This is a genomic window from Bartonella sp. CB10SXKL, assembly GCF_042195515.1.
Lineage (GTDB): Bacteria > Pseudomonadota > Alphaproteobacteria > Rhizobiales > Rhizobiaceae > Bartonella.
Genome location: NZ_JBHION010000019.1, coordinates 1 through 22,573, shown reverse-complemented (window position 1 = coordinate 22,573; position 22,573 = coordinate 1). Strand labels below are relative to the sequence as shown.

14 protein-coding genes, 3 pseudogenes and 1 riboswitch are annotated in these 22,573 nt (G+C 37.9%); of the genes and pseudogenes, 8 read left to right on the top strand and 9 right to left on the bottom strand.

Annotation, left to right across the window (positions count from 1 at the left end; all coding sequences use genetic code 11):
• Positions 1 to 2,127: 2,127 nt before the first annotated feature.
• Together ACFIK3_RS08460 and ACFIK3_RS08455 are read right to left on the bottom strand one after the other, a co-directional pair.
• Positions 2,128 to 2,334 carry a Trm112 family protein gene (locus ACFIK3_RS08460; protein WP_375631497.1) on the bottom strand — a complete coding sequence of 69 codons (207 nt, stop codon included), beginning with the start codon at positions 2,332 to 2,334 and terminating at the stop codon, positions 2,128 to 2,130.
• 13 nt (positions 2,335 to 2,347) lie between these two features.
• Positions 2,348 to 3,010, bottom strand: coding sequence for an LON peptidase substrate-binding domain-containing protein (locus ACFIK3_RS08455; RefSeq protein ID WP_273791465.1), 663 nt, complete (start codon positions 3,008 to 3,010; stop codon positions 2,348 to 2,350).
• Between the two features lie 449 nt (positions 3,011 to 3,459).
• A riboswitch (glycine riboswitch) is annotated at positions 3,460 to 3,557 on the top strand.
• A gap of 136 nt (positions 3,558 to 3,693) precedes the next feature.
• On the opposite strand from ACFIK3_RS08455, the gene gcvT reads away from it, so the two are divergent.
• The 3 genes from gcvT to gcvP are packed head-to-tail and all read left to right on the top strand — an operon-like array spanning position 3,694 to position 7,982.
• On the top strand, positions 3,694 to 4,806 hold the full coding sequence (gcvT, locus tag ACFIK3_RS08450) for a glycine cleavage system aminomethyltransferase GcvT (RefSeq protein WP_375663738.1): 1,113 nt from the start codon (positions 3,694 to 3,696) through the stop codon (positions 4,804 to 4,806).
• A 6-nt stretch (positions 4,807 to 4,812) separates the two neighbouring features.
• Positions 4,813 to 5,181 (top strand): glycine cleavage system protein GcvH, encoded by a 369-nt coding sequence (gcvH, locus tag ACFIK3_RS08445; RefSeq protein WP_375631501.1) that lies wholly within the window; start codon positions 4,813 to 4,815, stop codon positions 5,179 to 5,181.
• A gap of 5 nt (positions 5,182 to 5,186) precedes the next feature.
• The gene (gcvP, locus tag ACFIK3_RS08440) at positions 5,187 to 7,982 is read left to right on the top strand and encodes an aminomethyl-transferring glycine dehydrogenase (protein ID WP_375676540.1); all 2,796 of its coding nucleotides are present in this window, start codon (positions 5,187 to 5,189) and stop codon (positions 7,980 to 7,982) included.
• Between the two features lie 1,536 nt (positions 7,983 to 9,518).
• Here the strand turns inward: gcvP and alr are convergent.
• A complete protein-coding gene (gene alr, locus ACFIK3_RS08435) occupies positions 9,519 to 10,634 on the bottom strand; it encodes an alanine racemase (protein ID WP_375631503.1) in 1,116 nt (371 codons plus the stop codon).
• An 803-nt stretch (positions 10,635 to 11,437) separates the two neighbouring features.
• Between alr and ACFIK3_RS08430 the strand changes: the two genes are divergently transcribed.
• Together ACFIK3_RS08430 and ACFIK3_RS08425 are read left to right on the top strand one after the other, a co-directional pair.
• On the top strand, positions 11,438 to 12,265 hold the full coding sequence (locus ACFIK3_RS08430) for a ferredoxin--NADP reductase (RefSeq protein ID WP_273791462.1): 828 nt from the start codon (positions 11,438 to 11,440) through the stop codon (positions 12,263 to 12,265).
• Between the two features lie 19 nt (positions 12,266 to 12,284).
• Positions 12,285 to 12,718: pseudogene (locus ACFIK3_RS08425) on the top strand (ferredoxin--NADP reductase); the annotation flags it as partial.
• On the opposite strand, the gene eda reads toward ACFIK3_RS08425, so the two are convergent.
• Positions 12,697 to 13,362, bottom strand: a complete 666-nt coding sequence (gene eda / locus ACFIK3_RS08420) for a bifunctional 4-hydroxy-2-oxoglutarate aldolase/2-dehydro-3-deoxy-phosphogluconate aldolase (RefSeq protein ID WP_273791461.1) — start codon at positions 13,360 to 13,362, stop codon at positions 12,697 to 12,699. The pseudogene ACFIK3_RS08425 and the gene eda sit on opposite strands and share 22 nt — an antisense overlap.
• 115 nt (positions 13,363 to 13,477) lie before the next feature.
• Between eda and ACFIK3_RS08415 the strand changes: the two genes are divergently transcribed.
• From ACFIK3_RS08415 to ACFIK3_RS08405, 3 genes are all read left to right on the top strand, one after another.
• Positions 13,478 to 14,395 carry a rhodanese-related sulfurtransferase gene (locus ACFIK3_RS08415; protein WP_375663741.1) on the top strand — a complete coding sequence of 306 codons (918 nt, stop codon included), beginning with the start codon at positions 13,478 to 13,480 and terminating at the stop codon, positions 14,393 to 14,395.
• Positions 14,396 to 15,636: 1,241 nt separating this feature from the next.
• Positions 15,637 to 16,770 (top strand): type III PLP-dependent enzyme, encoded by a 1,134-nt coding sequence (locus tag ACFIK3_RS08410; protein ID WP_273791459.1) that lies wholly within the window; start codon positions 15,637 to 15,639, stop codon positions 16,768 to 16,770.
• Positions 16,771 to 16,844: 74 nt separating this feature from the next.
• Positions 16,845 to 17,429: a GNAT family N-acetyltransferase gene (locus ACFIK3_RS08405; protein WP_273791458.1), complete on the top strand. Its 585-nt coding sequence runs from the start codon at positions 16,845 to 16,847 to the stop codon at positions 17,427 to 17,429.
• A gap of 1,139 nt (positions 17,430 to 18,568) precedes the next feature.
• Here ACFIK3_RS08405 and ACFIK3_RS08400 read toward each other — a convergent pair.
• The 5 genes and pseudogenes from ACFIK3_RS08400 to ACFIK3_RS08380 all read right to left on the bottom strand — a co-directional run bounded on the left by ACFIK3_RS08400 (position 18,569) and on the right by ACFIK3_RS08380 (position 22,293).
• Positions 18,569 to 20,140, bottom strand: a complete 1,572-nt coding sequence (locus ACFIK3_RS08400) for a DHA2 family efflux MFS transporter permease subunit (protein WP_273791457.1) — start codon at positions 20,138 to 20,140, stop codon at positions 18,569 to 18,571.
• A gap of 20 nt (positions 20,141 to 20,160) precedes the next feature.
• Complete coding sequence (locus ACFIK3_RS08395) at positions 20,161 to 21,255, bottom strand: HlyD family secretion protein (RefSeq protein ID WP_375631506.1); 1,095 nt, start codon at positions 21,253 to 21,255, stop codon at positions 20,161 to 20,163.
• 173 nt (positions 21,256 to 21,428) lie between these two features.
• Positions 21,429 to 21,572, bottom strand: a pseudogene (locus ACFIK3_RS08390) (transcriptional repressor); the annotation flags it as partial.
• Positions 21,569 to 21,727, bottom strand: a pseudogene (locus ACFIK3_RS08385) (HlyD family secretion protein); the annotation flags it as partial. The pseudogenes ACFIK3_RS08390 and ACFIK3_RS08385, both read right to left, overlap by 4 nt.
• Before the next feature lie 173 nt (positions 21,728 to 21,900).
• On the bottom strand, positions 21,901 to 22,293 hold the full coding sequence (locus tag ACFIK3_RS08380; protein ID WP_375670996.1) for a Fur family transcriptional regulator: 393 nt from the start codon (positions 22,291 to 22,293) through the stop codon (positions 21,901 to 21,903).
• Between the last annotated feature and the right edge of the window lie 280 nt (positions 22,294 to 22,573).

Here is a 22,573-nt window from a genome sequence, read left to right as displayed (position 1 = left end):
AACGATTATAATGATAAAAAATAATCATCCACAATGGAGTAATGAATGCATATATACAAAACGTATCATATTGCAAGCGCTCTATGAGAGATATGAAAACTTATCAAAAGGAATGTAAATGATGCGTATGATCTTTAATCACTCATTTGAATGAGAGAACCTATAAAACGCTTGTTATGGCTATTAAACGTATCAAACAAATCAAAATGCTCGGTAGCTTTAACAAAACGGTTTTTACATTTACAAGCATTGGTTTTTAAAACAATCTCTCATAAAGACAACAAACAACCGCTTTTATCAAATGCAAGGCTTTAAAAACTGTTATAAACATCAGTTTCAAACGTTTAAACGTTCATTTAGAAAGGGTCTCATAAGCGTATTTTTAAACTATAACTTTTAAAACGTTTCTTAGTATCAAGTCTAAAGTAGATAGTAATTCTACTGCCATGGCATTGTTCGCTTCCATTTTTTTGTGGAAGCGAATACAGTTGCGTTCTTCAAAACTAGCTATGCACTATATTCATTAAAAAGCTTTTGATTTCATAAGATATAATGTTTTAAATTTCATGACCTTTATTTTCTACCTCGGTAAAAAATACCGTGGTTATAAAATCAATCTTGTCTTTAAATCCTTTGTGCAATCTTTATGAATTAAACCTATAAGCTTATGAATGCTTCAAACAGTTAATTGCTTTAATGCCATTTTAAGGTTTTTCCCAATTTTGGGGAAAACTATATGATCTCTATTTTCTATAAATACGTATCTTTTGATACAATTTACCTTATAACAGTTTCAAACGATTATCCTCAAATAGGTAATAAAATATTGCTATAAGGGATATAGATTTTTGCTTCCCAATTTTGGGAACCAATAATTTTGTTTTTATCATGCGATTAACAATCCAATTATTAAAACAAGATGTGATCTTTAAACGTATGTTATCGATATTCCAAACGACTAAATTTTTAACAATGTGATTTGTGCTGTGATAAAAACGTATCATAAAATTTATAAACTGTTATGAATGATATCGGCTTTTCATTTCATTTGAATACACACATGCGTTATAATATTTGCATCATGATTTGCTTTTTATGGTCTATTCATACATGGCAATCTTATATAAAAAATGGTCAAATGAATCACGTATAAAAGTGTGGATTCTTATAAAATAATTGCATATAACACACTGAATTTATTATGTTTTTATGGAATAAGTGTTTCCGGGGTCTGGAAGTGCTGACTCAAAACAGCCCCTTGCTTTTAGTGCTGAAAGCACTTGGACATAACAAGAGCCCCCGGAAATTCCGGGATATCCGCAAAAGCGGTTTTATTTCTAGTTTGAGTTTTTCGGGCTTCCAGACCCTATTTGATTGTCGCGTATACAACCAAAAACACAAGCCTCCTTCATAAGGCAATTACTTTCAATCGTCAATTGAAATTACAACAGTGTTTCTTGTTTGTTTTTTCAAGTTTTCACGTAATTAATGCGTATATTATACATAAAAATATTGCTTGAGATACTTTAGATACTTGTAAAAATTGTAAAGCGAAATTAAAGGGTGATGGCAAGGTAATGGGGTGATTTTCTCCTTTACGATTTTATGTTTTCTCCACAAAATTAGGCTGTTTCCCCGCTTTGAAAAGTAAACAAACAGATAAATATTCTTGTCCCGATATGGTATACATAAGATGATACAGCTTATCGTTTTTCTTCATCTTAAATCGAGGTATCTCAAACATGTTGCTCGTGAAGGGTATAACGTAAAGTTCATGAAATATAACAATTTTATATTTAATAAATAAATTTCATTTACCTGAGTTGGTTCAAAATGTTATTATAATTCTTGCTTTTAAGAAGTTCATAAGAGCCATTTTTATTCCCTTTTTTAATTGTTTTTGTTCAGATGCTTGTGTGGTGCAAGCGAATGGTTTTGATTGCTTCAGTATGAACAGGCTGGAATGAGATAAATCTGATGATATTTTTGGCTTTTGTTACAAGGTGTAAAGCGATATAAATATCTTTATTGTAAAACTCTTTTTTCAGAAATCGTAGATATTGAGATATCATATTGATAGAGGATTGATAGCAGTGGGCTTGTAGAGGAAAATTGCATGAGGGTTTTTTATTTTTTATGCGTTATTTCTTCATTGTTTTGCAAAGGGCGCGCTTCTGAAGCAAGCATAATGGGAACGCCATCACGAATAGGATAGGCAAGTTTGGCTTTGAGAGAAATGAGTTCTTGTGTTTTTCGGTTGAAAGAGAGAGTGCCTTTCGTTATTGGGCAGACGAGCAATTCGAGCATTTTGGGATCTGTGGTCATTTTTTTCATGTTGGGACATTCATTAGTTTAAGCGGTAATCTGTTCTTGTTTGTTTCATGAGTGAGCGCTCTGTTAATGCAAGAAGAGTTTGGGCACGGCTTTCGATATCTGGAGCTTCAAGGAGAGCTTGTTTTTCTGCTGGTGTAAAGGGGATAAGGGCTGAAAAAGCATTAACCAATATAGGTGTAGGGGCTTCTATGATACTGCTCCAATTATATTCCATTTCATGTATGGTTAGATATTTTTCTACAACGTCGAGTAAGTTCTCTCGGTTAATGTTTTCTTCAATATCAAATTCTTGCAAGTCTTTTATGTTTGATTGGATGAGAGCTGTTCGATAGGATTTTGTGTTTGTCAATTCTTGTTCTAAGGTGAAGCGGCAAACACCTTGTAAGATAATGAACAGTTGTCCATTTCCTGTTTCACTGTAGTTTGTAATGCGCCCTATACAGCCTGTTTTATAAAGTTGTGTAGAGAAGCGGTCTGTATCCGATGAAAGTGGTTGAATAATGCCCAATAGACGATCAGTTACCATAACGTTTTCAATCATTTCAAGTGATTCTGGTTCAAAAATGTTGAGTGATAAAAAACCACCGGGTAGTAAGAGTGCACCTTCTAAAGGAAAAAGAGCAATTTGCTTTGGAAGATCATTTTCGCAATTGTAAGAGATATTACCAGCTTTCATGAGTATTTTGTCACCTTTGTTCGGTAGTTTTAGTCTGTAGATAGTCGCAATTTATGACACTATGGAGTAAAGCAGAAAAACCACTTCTTGTGCATTAAAATCATACTTATAAAATACTTGAAGTCCTTAATTCTAAATAAAGAATATGAAACCCTATCTTTAAGGTTGAACTGCGCGCGAAAGAATATTGCTTTGCGATCTTTTTAGTGTGTGACGTTTTGCATGATTTTCAAGAGGTATTTTTGTTTATAGCTTTTGATTTTTGTCTTAAATTTCCTAAAATGTGTTCCTTGCAATTTTTGTAAGGTTCAAAAGGACACTATTATAAATCTTTTGAAGTAGCTTATGCAAGTTTTAAAATGAGAACATTTTCATCACTTTACTAATGACAGTGTGATAAAGATAGGCTATAGGTTTAAATATGCTGGAAAGAGCGTTATTGTTTCTTTCATTCTTTTGCGGGAGAGTGCAGATTGCAAATTTTCGCATTGCCGCCGAAGGGGAAATAGCCCATAATCTCTCAGGCTTTAAGGACCGTAAAAGGAAGAAGGCAGATCTGGAAAGTCGGGAGAACCCGCGCCGAAGGTGTAAGCGAAAAATCTTTTCGCGAGTCTCTCAGGTTGATGACAGAGGGGGCAGAGACGGCCATATTCTGTGGGCGTTAGCGCAGCTTTGGAGTTATTATGGGCACAACACAAGAAACATCTTTTTTAAAAACACTTCCTTTATATGATTTGCATGAAAAAGCAGGAGCAAAATTTGGTGCTTTTGCGGGCTGGAACATGCCTTTAACTTATCCTCTTGGCGTTTTGAAAGAACATCTTCATACGCGTGCACATGCAGGACTTTTTGATATTTCTCATATGAAATTGATTGCGGTTGAAGGGGCACAAGCCGTGGAATTTTTGTCCTATGCTTTTCCCATTGATGCAGCAGCTTTAAAGATTGGGCATTCACGGTATAATTATTTGCTTAATGAGCAGGCTGGTATTCTTGATGATCTTATCATTACCCGTTTGGAAGAGGGCCGTTTTATGTTGGTCGCCAATGCTGGGAATGCACAGGCTGATTTCGTAGAATTGGAAAAGCGTGCGGTTGATTTTGAATGTCAAGTGATTGCCCTTGAAAGGGTATTGCTTGCTCTTCAAGGTCCTGAAGCGGCAGCTGTTCTTGCTGATGCCGATTTACCAGGGAATGAATTGTTCTTTATGCAAGGATTCGAACCACAGCAGGATTGGTTTATAACGCGTTCTGGTTATACGGGAGAGGATGGTTTTGAAATTGCTTTGCCTATAGGGCATGCGCATATGTTGGCTGAAAAATTGCTGAGTGATTCTCGTGTTGAGTGGATTGGACTTGCAGCACGCGATAGCTTGCGGTTGGAAGCAGGGCTGTGTTTGCATGGAAATGATATTACCCCTGATACGACACCTATTGATGCGGCTCTAATATGGGCTGTTCCTAAAAGTGTTCGAGAAAAAGCACAATTTTATGGTGCAAAAGCTTTTCTTGAAGCACTGCAAAAAGGACCTGCTCGTTGTCGTGTTGGATTAAAACCGCAAACGCGTCAACCTATTCGTGCCGGTGCGGTACTTCTTGATGATCAAGGTAATGAGATTGGCGTTGTAACATCAGGTGGTTTTGGTCCTTCTTTTGATGGTCCTGTCGCGATGGGTTATGTTCCTGTTGATTTTAAAGTTGAAGGGACACAAGTCTTTACAGAACTGCGAGGCAAAAAGATTGTACTATCAGTTCATTCACTTCCCTTTGTTGAACAACGTTATTTTAAAGGATGATTTTTTATGTCTAAAACTTATTTTACACAAGACCATGAATGGCTTAGCGTTGAAGGGCAAGTGGTGACTGTTGGGGTTACGCATTATGCGCAAGAGCAATTAGGGGATTTGGTTTTTGTTGATTTACCACAAAGTGGAACAAAACTTTCCAAAGGAGAGGCGGCGGCTGTTGTGGAATCAGTGAAGGCGGCTTCAGATGTTTATGCTCCTCTTGATGGTGAAGTGGTCGAAATAAATGAAGCCTTGGCTGATAATCCTGAACTGGTGAATCAGAAATCCGAAACAGAAGGCTGGTTATGGAAAATGACATTGCAGGATGAGACACAACTGGAAGGGTTGTTAGATAAAGATGCTTATAAGGCTTTGATTGGATGAGTGGCATGATCGAGCGTTCTTTTTCTTCTCGACATATTGGGCTGCGTCCTGATGAAACACAAAAAATGCTTGATGTTTTAGAGCTTGATTGTGTTGATACACTCATTTCTCAAGCTGTTCCACACTCTATCCACTTGGGACGTTCATTGAATCTTCCAGAGGCTGCTAGTGAAGGACAAGCCTTGGAAGAACTCTCCAAGATGATGGAGCGTAACCATGTGCACAAAAGTTTTATTGGACAAGGATATCATGGAACTTATGTGCCTCCGGTTATTTTACGAAATCTGTTTGAAAATCCGGCTTGGTATACTGCTTATACGCCTTATCAAGCAGAAATTAGCCAGGGTCGTTTAGAACTTTTGTTTTATTTTCAGACATTGGTTAGTGAACTAACAGGTTTGCCTGTTGCTGCTGCTTCTCTTCTTGATGAAGCAACTGCTTTAGCTGAAGCCAATGCCCTTGCTTTTCGCTTTTTCCGTGAGAAAAAAACAAAAATTTCTCTTCAGAGTCTTTTACATCCTCAGACTTTGAGTGTTGCGCAAACGCGTGCTGAAACACAAGGGATTCAGATTAGCCAAAATGGCGAAATTGCTTCTGATACAGCAGCAATTGTTTTATCTTGGCCAGATACAAAAGGCTCTTTTCATGATTACAGTGAGATCATAAAAGAGGCAAAGGAAAAGGGAGCTTTAGTTATCGTTGTGGCTGATCCTTTAGCGCTTACCCTTATGGAGCCACCGGCTCAATGGGGGGCAGATATCGTTGTTGGCTCTATGCAGCGTTATGGCGTTCCAATGGGATTTGGTGGTCCACATGCTGGTTACCTTGCCGTGAGTGATGCATTAACGCGGCTTATTCCAGGGCGTATTGTTGGTCAATCCGTGGATACGAGAGGGCGTGTTGGTTTTCGTTTAGCTTTGCAAACACGCGAACAACATATTCGGCGCGATAAAGCGACGTCAAATATTTGTACAGCGCAGGCTTTATTGGCTAATATGGCAACCGCTTATGCTGTTTGGCATGGGCCAAAAGGTTTACAAGAAATTGCGCAGCGAATTCATCATTTAACATGTCGTTTTGTTGCTGGTTTAGAAGCAGCAGGGGTTCATGTTGAAGGGAAAAGCTTTTTTGATTGTGTGAGTATTTCTGTTAAGGGAAAAGCGCGAGAGATTGCGCATCAAGCCAAAATAGGTGGACGCCTTATTCGTGTTCTCGATGATGACACTATTGCAATCAATTTTGATGAATTATCGACAGAAGAAGATGCTGGTGCTTTAGCGCAGCTTTTTGGGGCACAATTAGGCGATCAGGTTTCTCCACGACTTTTTGGAAAAAAACGGGATGCTGCTTTTCTTTCTCAGCCTTTTTTTCATGCTGTTCATTCAGAGACAGATATGATGCGCTTTTTGCGTCGTTTGGCGGATAAGGATTTGGCGCTGGACCGTGCTATGATCCCTCTTGGTTCTTGTACAATGAAGCTTAATGCCGCGGCTGAACTAATGCCTGTAAGTTGGGCGAGCATGGCCAATATACACCCCTTTGTTTCACAAGAGGATGCAGCGGGATATTTGGAGATGATTAACCAGTTAAATGCGTGGTTGTGCGAAATTACAGGATTTGCGCAAGTTTCTTTTCAGCCAAATTCTGGTGCTCAAGGTGAATATGCTGGGCTTTTGGCTATCCGACGATATTACCAATCACGGGGAGAACATCAACGTACAGTTTGTCTTATTCCTGCATCTGCGCATGGTACCAATCCAGCTTCGGCCCATATGGCAGGGATGGAAGTCGTTGTGGTAAAATGTTTAAGCGATGGTGATGTTGATGTAGACGATCTCAAAATGAAAGCGCAATTGCATAAAGATAAATTGGCTGCTCTCATGATTACTTATCCTTCAACCCATGGTGTTTACGAGGAAAGCATTAAGGAAATTTGTTCTATTATTCATGAAAATGGCGGACAAGTTTATTTTGATGGTGCTAATCTCAATGCCCTTGTGGGTCTTGCTCGTCCTGCGGATATTGGCGCTGATGTTTGTCATATGAATCTTCATAAAACATTTGCCATTCCTCATGGTGGTGGTGGTCCTGGTATGGGACCAATTGGAGTTGCAGCGCATCTCAAACCATTCTTACCAGGTCATGAACAGGATGGGACAACACATGCGGTTTCTGCTGCTCCTTATGGAAGTGCATCTATTCTTGCAATTACATGGATGTATATTCGAATGATGGGGGCTGATGGCTTAAAATATGCAACACAAATAGCCATTTTAAATGCCAATTATATTGCGGCACGTCTTTCAGCCGCTTATTCCATTCTTTATCGGGGCAAGCATGGACGTGTTGCGCACGAATGTATTGTGGATACACGCGTGTTGAAAGAGCAGTATGGGGTGAGTGTTGATGATATTGCAAAACGTCTCATTGATTATGGATTTCATGCGCCCACGATGTCGTTCCCTGTTCCGGGAACTTTGATGATTGAGCCAACGGAATCAGAACCAAAAGCAGAGATTGATCGTTTTTGTGATGCTTTACTCTCTATTGCTGAAGAAGCTAAGAAAGTTGGTAGCGGGGTTTGGCCAAAAGACAATAATCCATTGGTGAATGCCCCTCATACAGTGGCAGATACTTTAGATGATGCTTGGGCACGACCCTATTCGCGACAAGAAGCTGTTTTTCCCAACATTTCTCTTGATCCAGCCAATAAATATTGGCCTCCTGTATCGCGTATTGATAATGTTGCGGGAGACAGAATGCTCATTTGTTCGTGCCCGCCATTGGGAAATACCTATTAAATAACAAATATGTATTTAATTTATTTATTTGCATAAACAAAAAAAGCCCACACATTTTGTGTGGGTTTTTTACTTGTTGATCATGATGGCGTTATTTGTCTATTTTCTAGAATTTTGCATTGTTTTTTTACAACATGAGCAAAATCGAAAAAGTCGACAAAAAAGCTGTGTTTTGTCGGCAATAGGCATGCTCTCCTTTGTCTTCTACCGTATGACATGGTTTTAGTGACTAGTCGGCATCGGTCTAGCCAGCTAATTCATGTAAACGAGAGTGAAACCTATGAGGATAGGGTCACGTCTGTTGCATGTGTTGTGACGTACTACTTCTCACTAAGGTGACGACGACCGGTTGTAGAAAGAATAAAATCAAATTTAATTTTTTTGATGATAAAGACACGCGAAACTCTGTTGTTGCATCTTTTCGAGTCAAGAATTGTCTAAATATTGCTCTTTAATCTGCTTTTTGTAAATATGATGAAAAAATATGTAAGAACACCTGTTAGAATGAGCAAACGCAAAGTCAAATGTATTATGTTTTTTTTTACAAGGGGTCTTATAAAAGCCGGCACATCTTTCCACTTCATTGCAGGTCAGTTTGTGACTTTACGGCGCTGTTTTTCTAAGAGCCCGTGTTCTTTCGCTGTTGCCTGTAAATCAACATCCAAACTTAACGCAGCGACATGTTTTAAGTCAGAGATTGAGAAAAAAAGAGCTTTATGAGTCGTTCCTGCTTTTGTCTGTCAGATGAGGGCGGGGGGATTGTGTATTTCTGTTGACGTAACCTTTGAAACTGGAAGACAATCTAATTTTGGGAAAATGTAAAGCCGTAAAGGTGAAAATCAATCCTCAGTTTGTCATCTCCTCTTAATTCAGCTTTGCGGCTTTCAAAAGCATTTAAAGTAATATTTTTTTAATAATGGGGATTACACATTGCTCCATACTTTATATTTATTGTGTTCTTTAGTGGGGGAATGATCCTCATGTAAAACAGAACGCTCCAAAAAGAATATACTTGAGTTGTTAATTCACGTGTTTGTTTTAAAGAGACACTTCGCTCCCAATCCCATTTCGCGACGGCGCTCGTGAATGGTGTAAGGGTAAATCCATTGATCCCCCCCCCAATCTTTACGCTTCATAACGGAGTAAGCTGGGCACTATCATACACTTTTCCAGCGCCTAATGTTTATAGCCCTTGGCACTATGGTTCATAAGAGGTATTATTCCTTTCTTAAATCATTTTTATCTACACATAATCCAGCTTGTGGTATGCAAGCGAATGATTTTAATTGGGAAATTAATTTTAAAAACTTTGTAGTAGATGCTTTTTTGTCAATTTATGGGGAAAGGCTAAGTTTTTGTATTTTGGGTGAAAGCTACTTCCATAAAACAGTCCATCAACTTGTCTGTTTTGAGATTTCTGTGAATGCACGGTGTCTATGACCATTCTATGTGGTTGATTGTTGTAAAATCTTTTGTAAAAGCCCCTCAATTTTCTAAAAGGATGATTTTTATCAATTTATTTTTTTTTAAGAGTTTTTATGTGTAAATGTATTTATAGCGGGAGCCAAGAGATGTTAGAATTTCATTGGGAAGGGTATCGGCATCTATAGATACTTTTTCAAGTGTTTGATGGGGCCCAATGAGTTCTACCCAGTCACCTGTTTGAGGTTTTTGTTCAAGATCGGTCGTATCTACAATAATGGAATCCATAGAAACCCGCCCAACCATGGGAAGTTTGTGCCCGTTGAAATAAACTGTTCCTTTATTCGAAAGAGCACGGAGCCAGCCGTCTGCGTAGCCTATAGAAATGGTTGCAAGAGTGCTTGGTCTGTTGGTTATAAAGCTTTCTCCATAACCAATAGGTGCTCCTATATCAACAACGCGGCTTTGAATGACTTGGGCTTCAAGTCTTAAAACAGGTTTTAGAAGGGATGTGTGTTTTTCTTGGGGGGCGATTCCGTAAAGTGCAATACCGGGACGAACAAGATCAAAATAAAAATCTGATCCTAGAAAGATACCTCCAGAATTGGCAAAGGAAACTTTGCAAGCAGGCAATTGCGCAAGGATCGTTTTGAAAGCAGTCAATTGGGCATAATTTGATGGATGGGTATCATCTTCTCCGTTAGAAAGGTGACTAAGAATATATTTTATTTCTGCTTTTTCGAAAATTGTAGGGTGTTTGATGAGTTTTTGTAATTCTTTTTGATTAAGTCCTAATCGGTTCATATGGGTATCGATTTGAACAATTGCTGGAAATTTTTTATCTTTTTTTTGACAAATTTTTTGCCAATTTTCAATGGCATTCCAAGAGTTTAGAACAGGAACAATACCAGATTGTGCGACAAACTCTTCTGCTAAGTGTGGAAGTCCATTCAGAAGGGAAATCGTGACATTTGATGGTAAAATGCTTTTTAATTGGAGTGCTTCTATGATTTGGGCGACAAAAAAAGTGCGACAACCAGCTTGATAAAGGGCAGGAGCAATTTTGTGAGCTCCTAATCCATAGGCGTTTGCCTTTACAACTGCTGAACATTGCGTTGGAGCTACACGTTTGGCTAAAGTGATATAATTGGCAACAATGGCACTGACATCGACGGTTGCTACAGCTGCATAGAGTGATGTATCTATTTCATCATTAACGGATTTTTTCATTTTAAAAGCTTATCTGTGTTCGTGAAATACGGGGTTTTTTGGTTATTTCATTGAGGTTCTTTACGATATAGGGAAAGGCACTATTTTCTATGGTCAAAATCATAAGAATCCTATACTGCCATTAAAGTCGTTTTTTATGTAAAATGCTACTTTGGATATAAGAGATACTTTAGTTTTATTTGTGTTGTTATCAACATGGTATCTTCTAATAATTTGTAAAACATAAACTTTTTACTTATTTTCCCTAGTTTAGGCATATAAAAAATAAACATAGTTTATTGTATTGTATCATTTTGAAGAGTGCAATATTAGGCTGTTGTTGCTGGTGCGATTGTTTTGATTAAATATTGCACTGGCTGCTTATTCAGAGAAGATAAAATGATTAAATTAACCACGTTAAATCAATGCATTACAAGTTTTTTACCATGAGGGGAAAGATCACTTATCTGTGCAATTTTGGATGTCGTCTTATGCACTTAAAATTATTTTTGTTAAATGGAAAACAGTGTGTAAACATTTTCTGATACATTAAAAACTGTTGACTTAGGAAACCCGTTGATTTGGATATTATTTATTTTCAAGATGGATTGGGTATCCAATATTTACTTTCTAGTCTTTGATTGGTTTTAAGTGAAATCAATTTTATCGCTGATAGAGCGCGCTAGATTCATTTATTTAATTTTGACATAAAAGTGTTAACCTTGAGGCTTTTGTTTTAAGAAAATTGTTGGCAGATGGTTGTGCAAGTACTATATCACGTCAAGGATTCGAAATTTAACGTTCAATAAAATATAGGGAAGAGTATGAATACGTCTGCTACCAATGTTCCGTCAAGCATCAGCAGCGTTGCAAATTTTCCGATTCCTGAGAATGTGTTCGCCCTTACTGTCCAAGAGGTTTGTCACTACACAGATCGGTTATTTAAATTCCGTCTGAATCGTCCGGAAAGTTTTCGTTTTCGTTCGGGTGAGTTTGTTATGATCGGTTTGCCAAATGCAGAAAAGCCGATTTATCGCGCTTATTCGATTGCAAGCCCCTTTTGGGATGAACAGCTTGAGTTTTTTTCGATAAAAGTTCCAGGGGGACCTTTAACCGAGCATCTCCAAAAAATTAAAATTGGTGATACAGTTCTCATGCGTAAAAAATCTACAGGAACGCTGGTTCTTGATGCTCTTATTCCTGGAAAACGTCTTTATCTTCTTTCAACTGGGACGGGAATTGCTCCTTTTGCAAGCCTTATTCGTGATCCTGAAACTTATGAAAAGTTTGCAGAAGTTGTCCTTATTCAAACAACGCGCGAAAAGAATGAGTTAATTTATGCAAAAGATCTTGTTTCCTCTTTGCAACAAGATCCACTCATTGGAGAGTATGCACAACAGTTGAGATTTTATCCTATGACTACTCGTGAATCTTCTGAGCATATGGGGCGTATTACGACTGTTATGGAAAGTGGGGACTTTTTTGAAACAACTGGCCTTCCTAAAATTCATCCTGATGAAGATCGGGTGATGATTTGTGGTTCCATGGCAATGTTAAAAGATTGCGCAAGGATGTGTGAAAGCTTTGGTCTTGTTGAAGGGGCCAATAATGCTCCTGCTACTTATGTTGTAGAGCGCGCTTTTGTGGAGTAATTAGGTGGGAAAATTGGTGCTTTATCTTCTTTCAAACCGGTACGGGGTTTTTCCTTTTGCAAGCTTTATTCGTGATTCTGACACTTATGAAAAATTTTCAGAAGTTGTTCTTATTTAAATAACGCGCGAAAAGAATGAGTTAATTTGTGCAAAAGATCTTGTTTTCTCTTTGCAACAAGATTCATTCATTGGGGCATATGCACAACAGTTGAAATTTTATCCTATGACTACTTGTGAGCTTTCTGAGCATATGGGGCGTATTACGACTGTTATGGAGAGTGGGAGCTTTTTTGAAACAATAGCACTCCCCAAAATTCATCTCGATGAAGATCGGGTGATGATTTGTGGTTCCATGGCAATGTTAAAAGATTGCGTAAGGATGTGTGAAAGCTTTGGTCTTGTTGAAGGGGCTGATATTCTTGCACTTTATATTATATTGTAGAAAGAGCTTTTTTTGAGGGAGAGGGAAGTTGTGATGCGGTATATGCTAATGCAGTAATCGAATCCCAATCACTTATTGCAATGAGTTGTTGGGGCGCTATCCAAGAACCACCAACGCAGAAGACATTGGGCAGTTGGAGCCATTGTGTTGCACTTTTTTGTGTAATACCGCCTGTTGGGCAAAACCGGATATCAGAGAAGGGAGATGCTAAAGCTTCAATGAAGGAAATACCTCCAGCAGCTTCAGCAGGGAAAAATTTAAGATATGAATAGCCTTTGTTTAATGCTTGCATGAGTTCACTTGGGGTCATTGCAGCGGGAAGAAGGGGAATTTCACTATTTTTTGCACAATTGATTAGTTCATTGGATAATCCGGGGCTTACAATAAACTTGGCTCCAGCTTGTTCGGCTTTTTCGTAATGTGTTGTGTTGAGAATTGTGCCGGCTCCAACAATTGCTTCAGGGACTTCTTGTGTAATTTTCTGAATTGCTTTGAGGGCATTTGGTGTTCGCAAGGTGATCTCAATTGTTTTTAATCCACCTTTGACAAGAGCGCGTGTTAAGGGTACAGCACTTTGTAGATTGTCAATGAGCAAAACAGGTATAACAGTTTGTCCTTGGAGATATAATAAAAGCTTTTCTCTTTTTTGGCACATGATATTTTTTCTTCTTGGAGATGATATTGTTTGTATCGTTTGATTAAGCACAATATGTTAAAGAGTACATGAATAAATCTTGAAATTGAATGAAACGCGCGTTATGGCAAAACACATGGAAAAGAATTTTAAAGTTGCTGCACTTTATTGCTTTGCAGATTTGAAACATTATCATCAATTACAAAAACCTTTGCAGGAATTATGTCAAGCAAAGGATATCAAAGGCACTCTGCTTTTAGCACAAGAGGGAATTAATGGAACAGTTGCTGGTTCTTGTGCGGCAATTGAGGCATTGGTGGACTTTATTATGGCTGAACCAGCGTTTCAAACGCCGGAGATTAAATATTCATGGGCATCAAAAATGCCTTTTCATCGCATGAAAGTGCGGTTGAAAAAAGAGATTGTAACAATGGGGGTTGAAGGGGTTGATCCGCTAAAAATTGTTGGTACTTATGTGGATCCTGAAGATTGGAATGCTCTTATTCAAGATGAAGAGACAATTTTGATCGATACGCGTAATGATTATGAATATGCAATAGGGAGTTTTCAAGGAGCGATTGATCCGCAGATTAAAACATTTCGCGAATTTCCTGAATGGGTGCGTAAACATGAGGCTGAGTTAAAGAAAAAAAAGAAAATTGCCATGTTTTGTACAGGTGGTATTCGGTGTGAAAAATCAACAGCTTATGTTCGTGATCTTGGTTATGAGCAAGTCTACCATCTAAAAGGAGGTATTCTCAAATATTTAGAAAAAATTCCAAAAGAGAAAAGTTTATGGTGGGGTGAGTGTTTTGTTTTTGATGAGCGTGTTTCTGTTCATCATGGTCTTGAAGAATGTGGACGCGAATTATGTCGCGCGTGTCGTTCTCCTCTTAATGCTGAAAGCAAACTATCGCCTCATTATGAGGAAGGTGTTTCCTGTGATGCTTGTTATAACACGCGTAGTGAAGCCGATAGAGAGCGCTTTCGTGAGCGCCATAGGCAGTTTCAATTGTTGAAGTTGCGTGCAATTGATTCTCATCAAGGGACATAAGGATATCGCAGTGTAGGGCTTTAAATTGTAGCGTTTTTCTCTTAAATTTAAGAGAGAAGAGTTTTTTAATATTAGTAGAAAAATATTTTATAAGACCGGATATTATTCGGTCTTTTTGTTTATGTTAAATTATTTGACTTATAAGTAATCATTATAGATTGTTTACTTTCTTTGACTTTATAGGATTGAGTATTTCAAATACTTTTCATTTTAAAATAGAAAAGTCATTTACGAACAATTTAGCACATTGATTTATAATAATTGGCTATTTACATCTTGAATAAGAGATCTAAATATCGTCAGGATTCTCTCATTCCAAGCCTGTTTCTATGGTTGAATCAATAAAAACCATATCTCTTCCACGTTACAAGCGGGGAAAGTCACGTGGAGTAAAACAATACAAGAAGGACGTGCCTCTTATTAATCGTCTCAAATGTCAAGGGCTGTCACAACATTGGGGGCTTAGTGTGTGATGATGATCAGCTTGCTCTTTTATGAAGCCTAAAAATAGTGGGTTCAATAGATTTTATATTATTTTATTGGGGGTACTATTCTATCATTTATGGGCGCTGGTGTGAAGTTGGCTCGAGCACTTTAAGAAATGTTTCTTTAAAGAAAGTACGTGAAGATACAACCCAACTATATTCCGTTTGGGGTATTCTGTTTTACATGAGGGGAGTGATCCCATGAAAGTGGATGAATGACCTTGTTTGGTGGGGGAGAGTGTTGTTTTTTCGCATCATTTTATCTTTAAGAATTAAAAAATGTTTAAAATTAAAAAAATGATTGAAATGAGAAAGAATTCGTTTTATAGGATGCCTTGCCCAAAGTCGCACGTGCCTGTGGGTGTCCGCTGGTTCTCAAATGGTGAGATTAACCGGTACGGTACCTGGAACTAACCGCTCCAGTCATTCTTACAGCCAATTGCAAGAATGAGGACATCTTGAAGCAACGACGGTGCGGGCCTTTCTGGTGTCTTCCAGCTTTTAAATGCTGGGATAACTATAGAGGCACACCTCATTGCCTTCAGTGCGGAAGTGGTTTTCTCAACTCCAATCAAAAAGGCATATAAAATAGAATAACGCGGTTTCGCGCTGTTCTTTCGCAGCATGCAATGCTAATTTCTGGTTTTTTGTAATCAGAATGGGGATGGTTGTTGTGTGTTTTTTGTCCTTTAGCTTTTGGCAGCTTTGGCTGTCTAAGCATAGAGTGGGGGAGCGTTCCCTCAAGGAGAATTGCAGATGGCAACGCAACGTATTCGCGATTTTCTTGCAACACATCGTTCTGAAGGTCCATGCTTAATTGTTGACCTTGATGTTGTTCGTGATAACTATTTAAATTTTGAAAAAGCTCTGCCGCAGTCTCGTATTTTTTACGCAATAAAGGCAAATCCAGCTCCTGAAATCTTGCGTTTGCTAAGTTCTTTAGGATCTTCTTTTGATGCGGCTTCTGTTGCAGAAATTGAAATGGCTTTAAAAGCAGGAGCAACGTCAGAGCGTATTTCTTTTGGAAATACGATTAAAAAAGAGCGTGATATTGCACGAGCATATGCATTGGGAGTTTCACTTTATGCTGTTGATTGTGTTGAAGAAGTGGAAAAAATTGCGCGTGTTGCTCCAGGAGCACGTGTTTTTTGCCGTGTTCTTACCGATGGCAAAGGTGCAGAGTGGCCATTGTCACGCAAATTTGGTTGTGTTCCAGATATGGCGGTTGATGTTCTAAGACGGGCACACCAATTGGGTTTGCAAGCCTATGGTGTTTCTTTTCATGTTGGATCTCAGCAGGTTGATTTGAGTGCGTGGGATCGTGCTTTATCGGATGCTTCTACAGTTTTTAAGCGTTTGGAACAAGAAGGCATTTCACTAAGGTTGGTGAATATGGGGGGCGGTTTTCCAACGCGTTATTTGAAAGATGTCCCTACAGAACAAGCTTATGGTACAGCAGTTTTTGATTCATTGAAAAAGCATTTTGGTAATCGTATCCCTGAGACGATTATTGAGCCAGGACGTGCGATGGTTGGCAATGCTGGTGTTATTCGTACAGAAGTTGTTCTAATATCTAAAAAAGCTGATAACGATAATGTACGATGGGTTTATCTTGATATTGGGAAATTTAATGGTCTTGCTGAGACTATGGATGAAGCCATTCGTTATCCTATTGAGACACCTCATGATGATAAGGTGATGGAGCCTTGTATTTTGGCTGGACCGACATGCGATTCGGCAGATGTTCTCTATGAAAAAACACCTTATCCGCTTCCTCTATCCCTAACGATAGGAGATGAAATATTGATTCATGGAACGGGTGCTTACACAACAACTTACGCATCGGTTGCTTTTAATGGTTTTGAGCCTTTACGATCATATGTGATCTGACATTTCCTTTTAACTATAGTTTTTTAGATTTTTTGCTATGCTCGTCATGGCGCTGTAAGAGGGCGGTTATAGAGATGAACATGATTAATTTTCAAACAAAAGATGGGGCATGTTTTACACTTTTATTGGAGCAAGAAGCCGATAAGCCTTATCGAGAAAATTTGCTTGATTCAATGATGGGGTATGGACGTAAACGTAAATCATCAGAGGTTTTACGTCGTGGTCGTTTGGCTGCTCAAGGGCTCTCTTTTGTGGTTAAAAATGTGCTTGGAGAGCTTGTGGGAAGTGTCCGTCTTTGGCATGTTTCTTTTTCTAAAGAAAAAAATGAAACACAACATGCTTTACTTTTAGGCCCCTTGGCTGTTGCGTCTGAATGTGCTGGTATGGGAATAGGATCAATTTTAGTCCGCCATGCAATTGAAACAGCAAAAAAATTGGGATATGGCGCCATTTTGCTGGTAGGGGATTTTGAATTTTATCAACGTTTTGGCTTTTCAAATAGTTTAACAGAAAATTTGGCAATGCCTGGTCCTTACGAAAAACATCGCTTTCAAGCGTTGGAACTGATACCACATTATCTTTCTGGGTGTTATGGCACTTTGGTTCCTAGTGGAGAACGAGAAGTTTCAAATCGTTTTCAGCATCATAAAGTCGCTTGAAGATAGTGTTTATTTCGTTTTTCAGCAGCTGCCATTGAGAAGAGCATACCGTTTTGACAGTGCCAAGGTATTTAGCGGTACAAAGTTTTGGGGAGTTGTATTGCGATTTTATTATATGGCTTTTTCTTTATGGGGCTGGTTTCTTATTTTTGATAATTTCAGTTAAGTGAGTAAGAATATATTTTAAGCTCATTTTTTGAAATAGTGTCTTATTTTATAATACTGAAGGAACCGGATTTTTGAGTTGTCTTGTGTTCTTTTAAAGTCGCTATCATCATACAGTTTTCCAGTTTTCAATATCGTTGATAAATCTTGCATAAAAACGGTTGGATATTTTACTTTTTTCTTAAACAGTTTTTATTTCTTTGCTTTTTATGTGCAAGGGAATGGTTTTGATTGATTCAATAGAGAGATATTTTGAGAAATTTTATACCATTTCAGCTCTTGTTGAAAGAGAAGGGGCTTAAGAAAGAAAAATATGTAGCAGTAGAATCAAAATTGTAAGTATCAGCTTTTTTTAAAGAGTGTAAAAAAATAAAATTACATGTTTAAAAGCAGCTTTTTTGAAAAAAATATATCATTACTTTTTTGCTATAAAGGTAAATCGTTTTGCAATTGGCATGAGAGGATCAAATACAAAATGATTTTCTCATGTAAAATTTTGCATTCAGAATCAAAAAAACGTTATCCTACACATTATAAGAGAAATATGTGCGTGAATAAAAATCACAAGAATCATAAATCTTTTATGAATATTCTTGTAAGAATCAAAAGAGTGAAGGCACAGAATCTTAACAAAATAGTTTTTATGAGGATAGTAGCGTAAAAAGGGGGTAGATAGATGAGAGATTTAATGTTTTTACCCTATGGTGATAAATCAAAAATCTTATAGAAATGGCTGCTTTATCTTTATGGTGTGGAGCACTTTAGATAAGCTCTTTGTTTATTATCATCTAGAACAATTTTTGTATGCGAGAAGTTGTTTTTAAGTGCGGAAAGAGCCCGCATTAAAAGAATTTTTATCAGAAGAATCATTTAGAATCATATGTTTATTTATACTGTCTCTTGAGACAAGATAAAGTGCATAGGAAACGAGCAAAGTGATAAGGATAAAAAATATTTCTCAATTTTAATTAAGCTTAGTGATTTGGTGGTGAATCCATGAGAGGTGGTATTTTTTTGAGAAACATGGTCATAAATGTCAAAACACCAAAAATGATGGTTATGATAAAGAAAATATCACTAATAGCCATAATGGTTGCTTGTATGCGTACCATACCAAACAATTGAGAAAGAGCCAGAGTATAGGAATCAAAGGTTTCTGTTTTGAATAATACAGTAAGATTTGAAAGCATTTCAGTTGCTTGTCTGTTTGCGTAGTTAAGAGTTTCGGCTATTCGTTCATGATGGAAGTCTGTGCGTTTTGTTATGAGAGTGTTGATAATGGCAAGCCCTACAGCCCCACCTAGATTCCGGGTGAGATTAAAGAGTCCAGAAGCATTTTGCATCCGTTCTGGTGGGAGTGTTCCCAAGGCAATATTATTAATAGGAACCATACATAACATTACAGAAGCACCACGGAAAACTTGCGGCCAAAAAAGCTGCCAAAAATCCCAGTTATCTGTGATAGAGCTCGCCATCCAAATACCTATTGCAAAACCAAAAAGTCCTATTGCCATCATTAAACGTGCATCCATTCGTGCTGAAAGAAATCCAGCAAGCGGGGCAGTTAATAACATGACGAATCCTGAAAGAAACAATGTTTCTCCAATCATGAGGGCATCAAAGTGGCGGATTTGGCTTAAATAGACAGGATAAAGGTACGTGAGTCCATAAAGGCCTATTCCCAATGAAAAGGAAAAAATGGATGCAGCTGAAAAATTAAAATTAGAAAAAGTAGAGAGATCTACAATGGGTTCTTTTACTGTAAAAGCACGCCAGAAGAATAAGGCTGCAGCAAGAATCATGGTAATGAACAAATCCCGAATCAGCGTATCACTCAGCCAATCATGACGTGCTCCTTCTTCTAGAATATACTCTAAAGTTCCCAAGAAAGTAGCCATAGAAATGAATCCTAACCAATCAAACTTCTTCATTAAAGAGGGATCAGCTTTATCAAAATCAATTAATTTCCAAGCGAGAATTGAGATGATAATCCCGCAGGGTACATTGATGAGAAAGAGCCAATGCCATGATGAGAGATGACAAATATAGCCTCCCACGGTTGGACCAATGGTGGGGGCCAATGTTGCTACTAGTCCAACAATAGGGGTAACAATTGGGCGTTTGGAAGGAGGAAAAAGAACATAAGAGGCGACAAAAACGCTTGGGATAATTCCTCCACCAATAAAACCTTGTAGTGCGCGATACAAAATCATCTCTCCAATAGATGTTGCTGTTGCACAAAGAACAGAAGTAATCGTAAACCCGATCGCTGATATGGTGAAGAAAACACGTGTTGAAAGCAATCTTCCTAAAAATCCAGAAAGCGGCAACATGATGACTTCAGCGATGAGATAGGAGGTTTGAACCCATGAAATTTCTTCAGAGCTTGCTGTAAGACCCGCTTGAATTTCAGCTAAAGAAGAGGAAACGATTTGGATATCTAAGATTGCCATAAACATGCCAAAAGACATAGCAATAAAAACTACAATTTTGCGCATTCCTATGCGTTCTTGAGACTGTATGAGCTCTGGTATGGAAGATGTCATAGTAAGATCTTCTACTTTTTTTATAAGAGACTTTTATCTTGTGGCTTTGTACGTGTATCAATTTTCACTGAAACACTCATTCCTGCTCGGATATGTCCGGTTTTTAAGACTTCTTCTGGAATAGAAATACGTACGGGAATGCGCTGGACAATCTTTGTAAAGTTACCGGTAGCATTTTGTGGAGGCAGAAGAGAAAAAACAGCGCCTGTTGCGGGCGAAATAGAAAGCACTGTTCCTGTAAAAACATCATCTTCGAAGGCATCAACAGAAATATAAGCTTTTTGTCCGGTATGAATGTCTTGTAGCTGTGTTTCTTTATAGTTTGCTTCAATATAAAGTGCATGTATGGGGACTAACGCCGCAAGACGTTGGCCATTTACAACAAAATCTCCCGTTTTTGCTGTTAAATTTCCTATAACTCCATCAAATGGCGCTCGTATAATGGTCGAATCAAGATCACGTTGTGCTTTTTTACGCGAGAGCTCTAAACTCTTTGTTTCGCTTTCTGTTTCACTTCGTTGTGCTTCTAGCACTCGGATATTTGCACGTGCTGAAGCCATTTTTGCATCCGCTCTGTTAACATTCGCAATGGCTTGTTCATAAGCGGATTTGGCATCATCAACATTGGATTGAGGAGCATAACGATTGGCTTTCAGTTCTGTTACACGTTTTAAGGTGAGTTGTGCATTGGTTGCTATGGCTGAAGCGGCTGCTTTTTGTGCTTTTGCATCATCTAAAGAACTACGAGCGGCTGTGATTTGCGCATCAATGCGTAGAAGTGTTTTTTTCTGTGTGTTAAGATGCGCTTCTGTTTGATCCAAGGCTATTTTATAATCACCATTGTCTAGGTAAAATAAAACATCGTCCTTTTTTACAACTTGGTTGGCTTTAATGGCAATTTTTTCAATATACCCATTTAATTTAGTCGCAATAGCGGCTATATCTCCTTGCACATAGGCATCTTCAGTGGACAGCATATAACGCCATTGCGTCGTCCACTTATAGCTAAACCAAAGTACAAAAAGCGCAAAGACGATAAGAAGAGCCTTGATTACTTTTTTTCGTTTCGTTTTATCGAGATTTTTTGTTGAAAAAATGGTCTCAGATACGGACATGATTTTATACTTTCAATATTTATGTTCTAACGAGTATAATAAGCCTCTCACTCTAGGGTAGGGTGATATATGCACGGACGATAAGAGCTTTTCCAACAATAAGGCGATCCCTGCTACATAATACTAAATATATAAACTTGCAAGTTAGAGATCTTATTTTCAAGTTAGATGTCTTATTTTATTGCGCATTTTTTACAAAGACCTCGTACTTCTAGGGTGCTTTTGTGTGCTTGGAAGCCAACCGCTTGAACCATCTGTTTTAAACTTGATACAATCGTTTGATTTTGTATTTCGTTGACTGTGCCACAGTTTAGGCATCTTCAGTGGACAGCATATAACACCATTGCGTCGTCCACTTATAGCTAAACCAAAGTACAAAAAGCGCAAAGACTATAAGAGGAGCCTTGATTACTTTTTTTCGTTTCATTTTATCGAGATTTTTTGTTGAAAAAATGATCTCAGATACGGACATGATTTTATACTTTCAATATTTATGTTCTAACGAGTATAATAAGCCTCTCACTCTAGGGTAGGGTGATATATGCACGGACGATAAGAGCTTTTCCAACAATAAGGCGATCCCTGCTACATAATACTAAATATATAAACTTGCAAGTTAGAGATCTTATTTTCAAGTTAGATGTCTTATTTTATTGCGCATTTTTTACAAAGACCTCGTACTTCTAGGGTGCTTTTGTGTGCTTGGAAGTCAACCGCTTGAACCATCTGTTTTAAACTTGATACAATCGTTTGATTTTGTATTTCGTTGACTGTGCCACAGTTTTCGCAAATTATAAACGTTGTAAGTTCATGTTGACAGTTTTCAGGGTGTAAACAGACCATAAAGGCGTTTACACTTTCAAGACGATGAATACACTTTAACTGTACGAGTTTTTCTAACGCACGATAAACTTGGAGAGGTGCGCGAAAACCTTCTTCGCGTAAGTTATTGAGAATCGCATAAGCACTTAAAGGCCCTTTTGCATTTTTTAAAGTATTTAAAACCAATGTTTGGTTACGCGTCAGTTTAGATGACATGGACATCTTCCTTTTGCTCCCATGGAAAAGCATAAAGCGTGTAAGATATTTATGCAATGGTGATTATAGAATATGTACTCTAATCTTTAGCCTTTTACATGACATCATTGCGATATGTAAGAAAAGTTGCAACCGTTGTGAGGGGAGGGGTATTATAATCTGAAAGCCGCTGCTATCCAGCAAGAAACTTTTATACGCTTCTTATTTTACCAATAATGTCTTGAAATAGGATTTTTTGTTACAATATTTTATTGGAAATGTTTGGGTTATTTTATTTAAA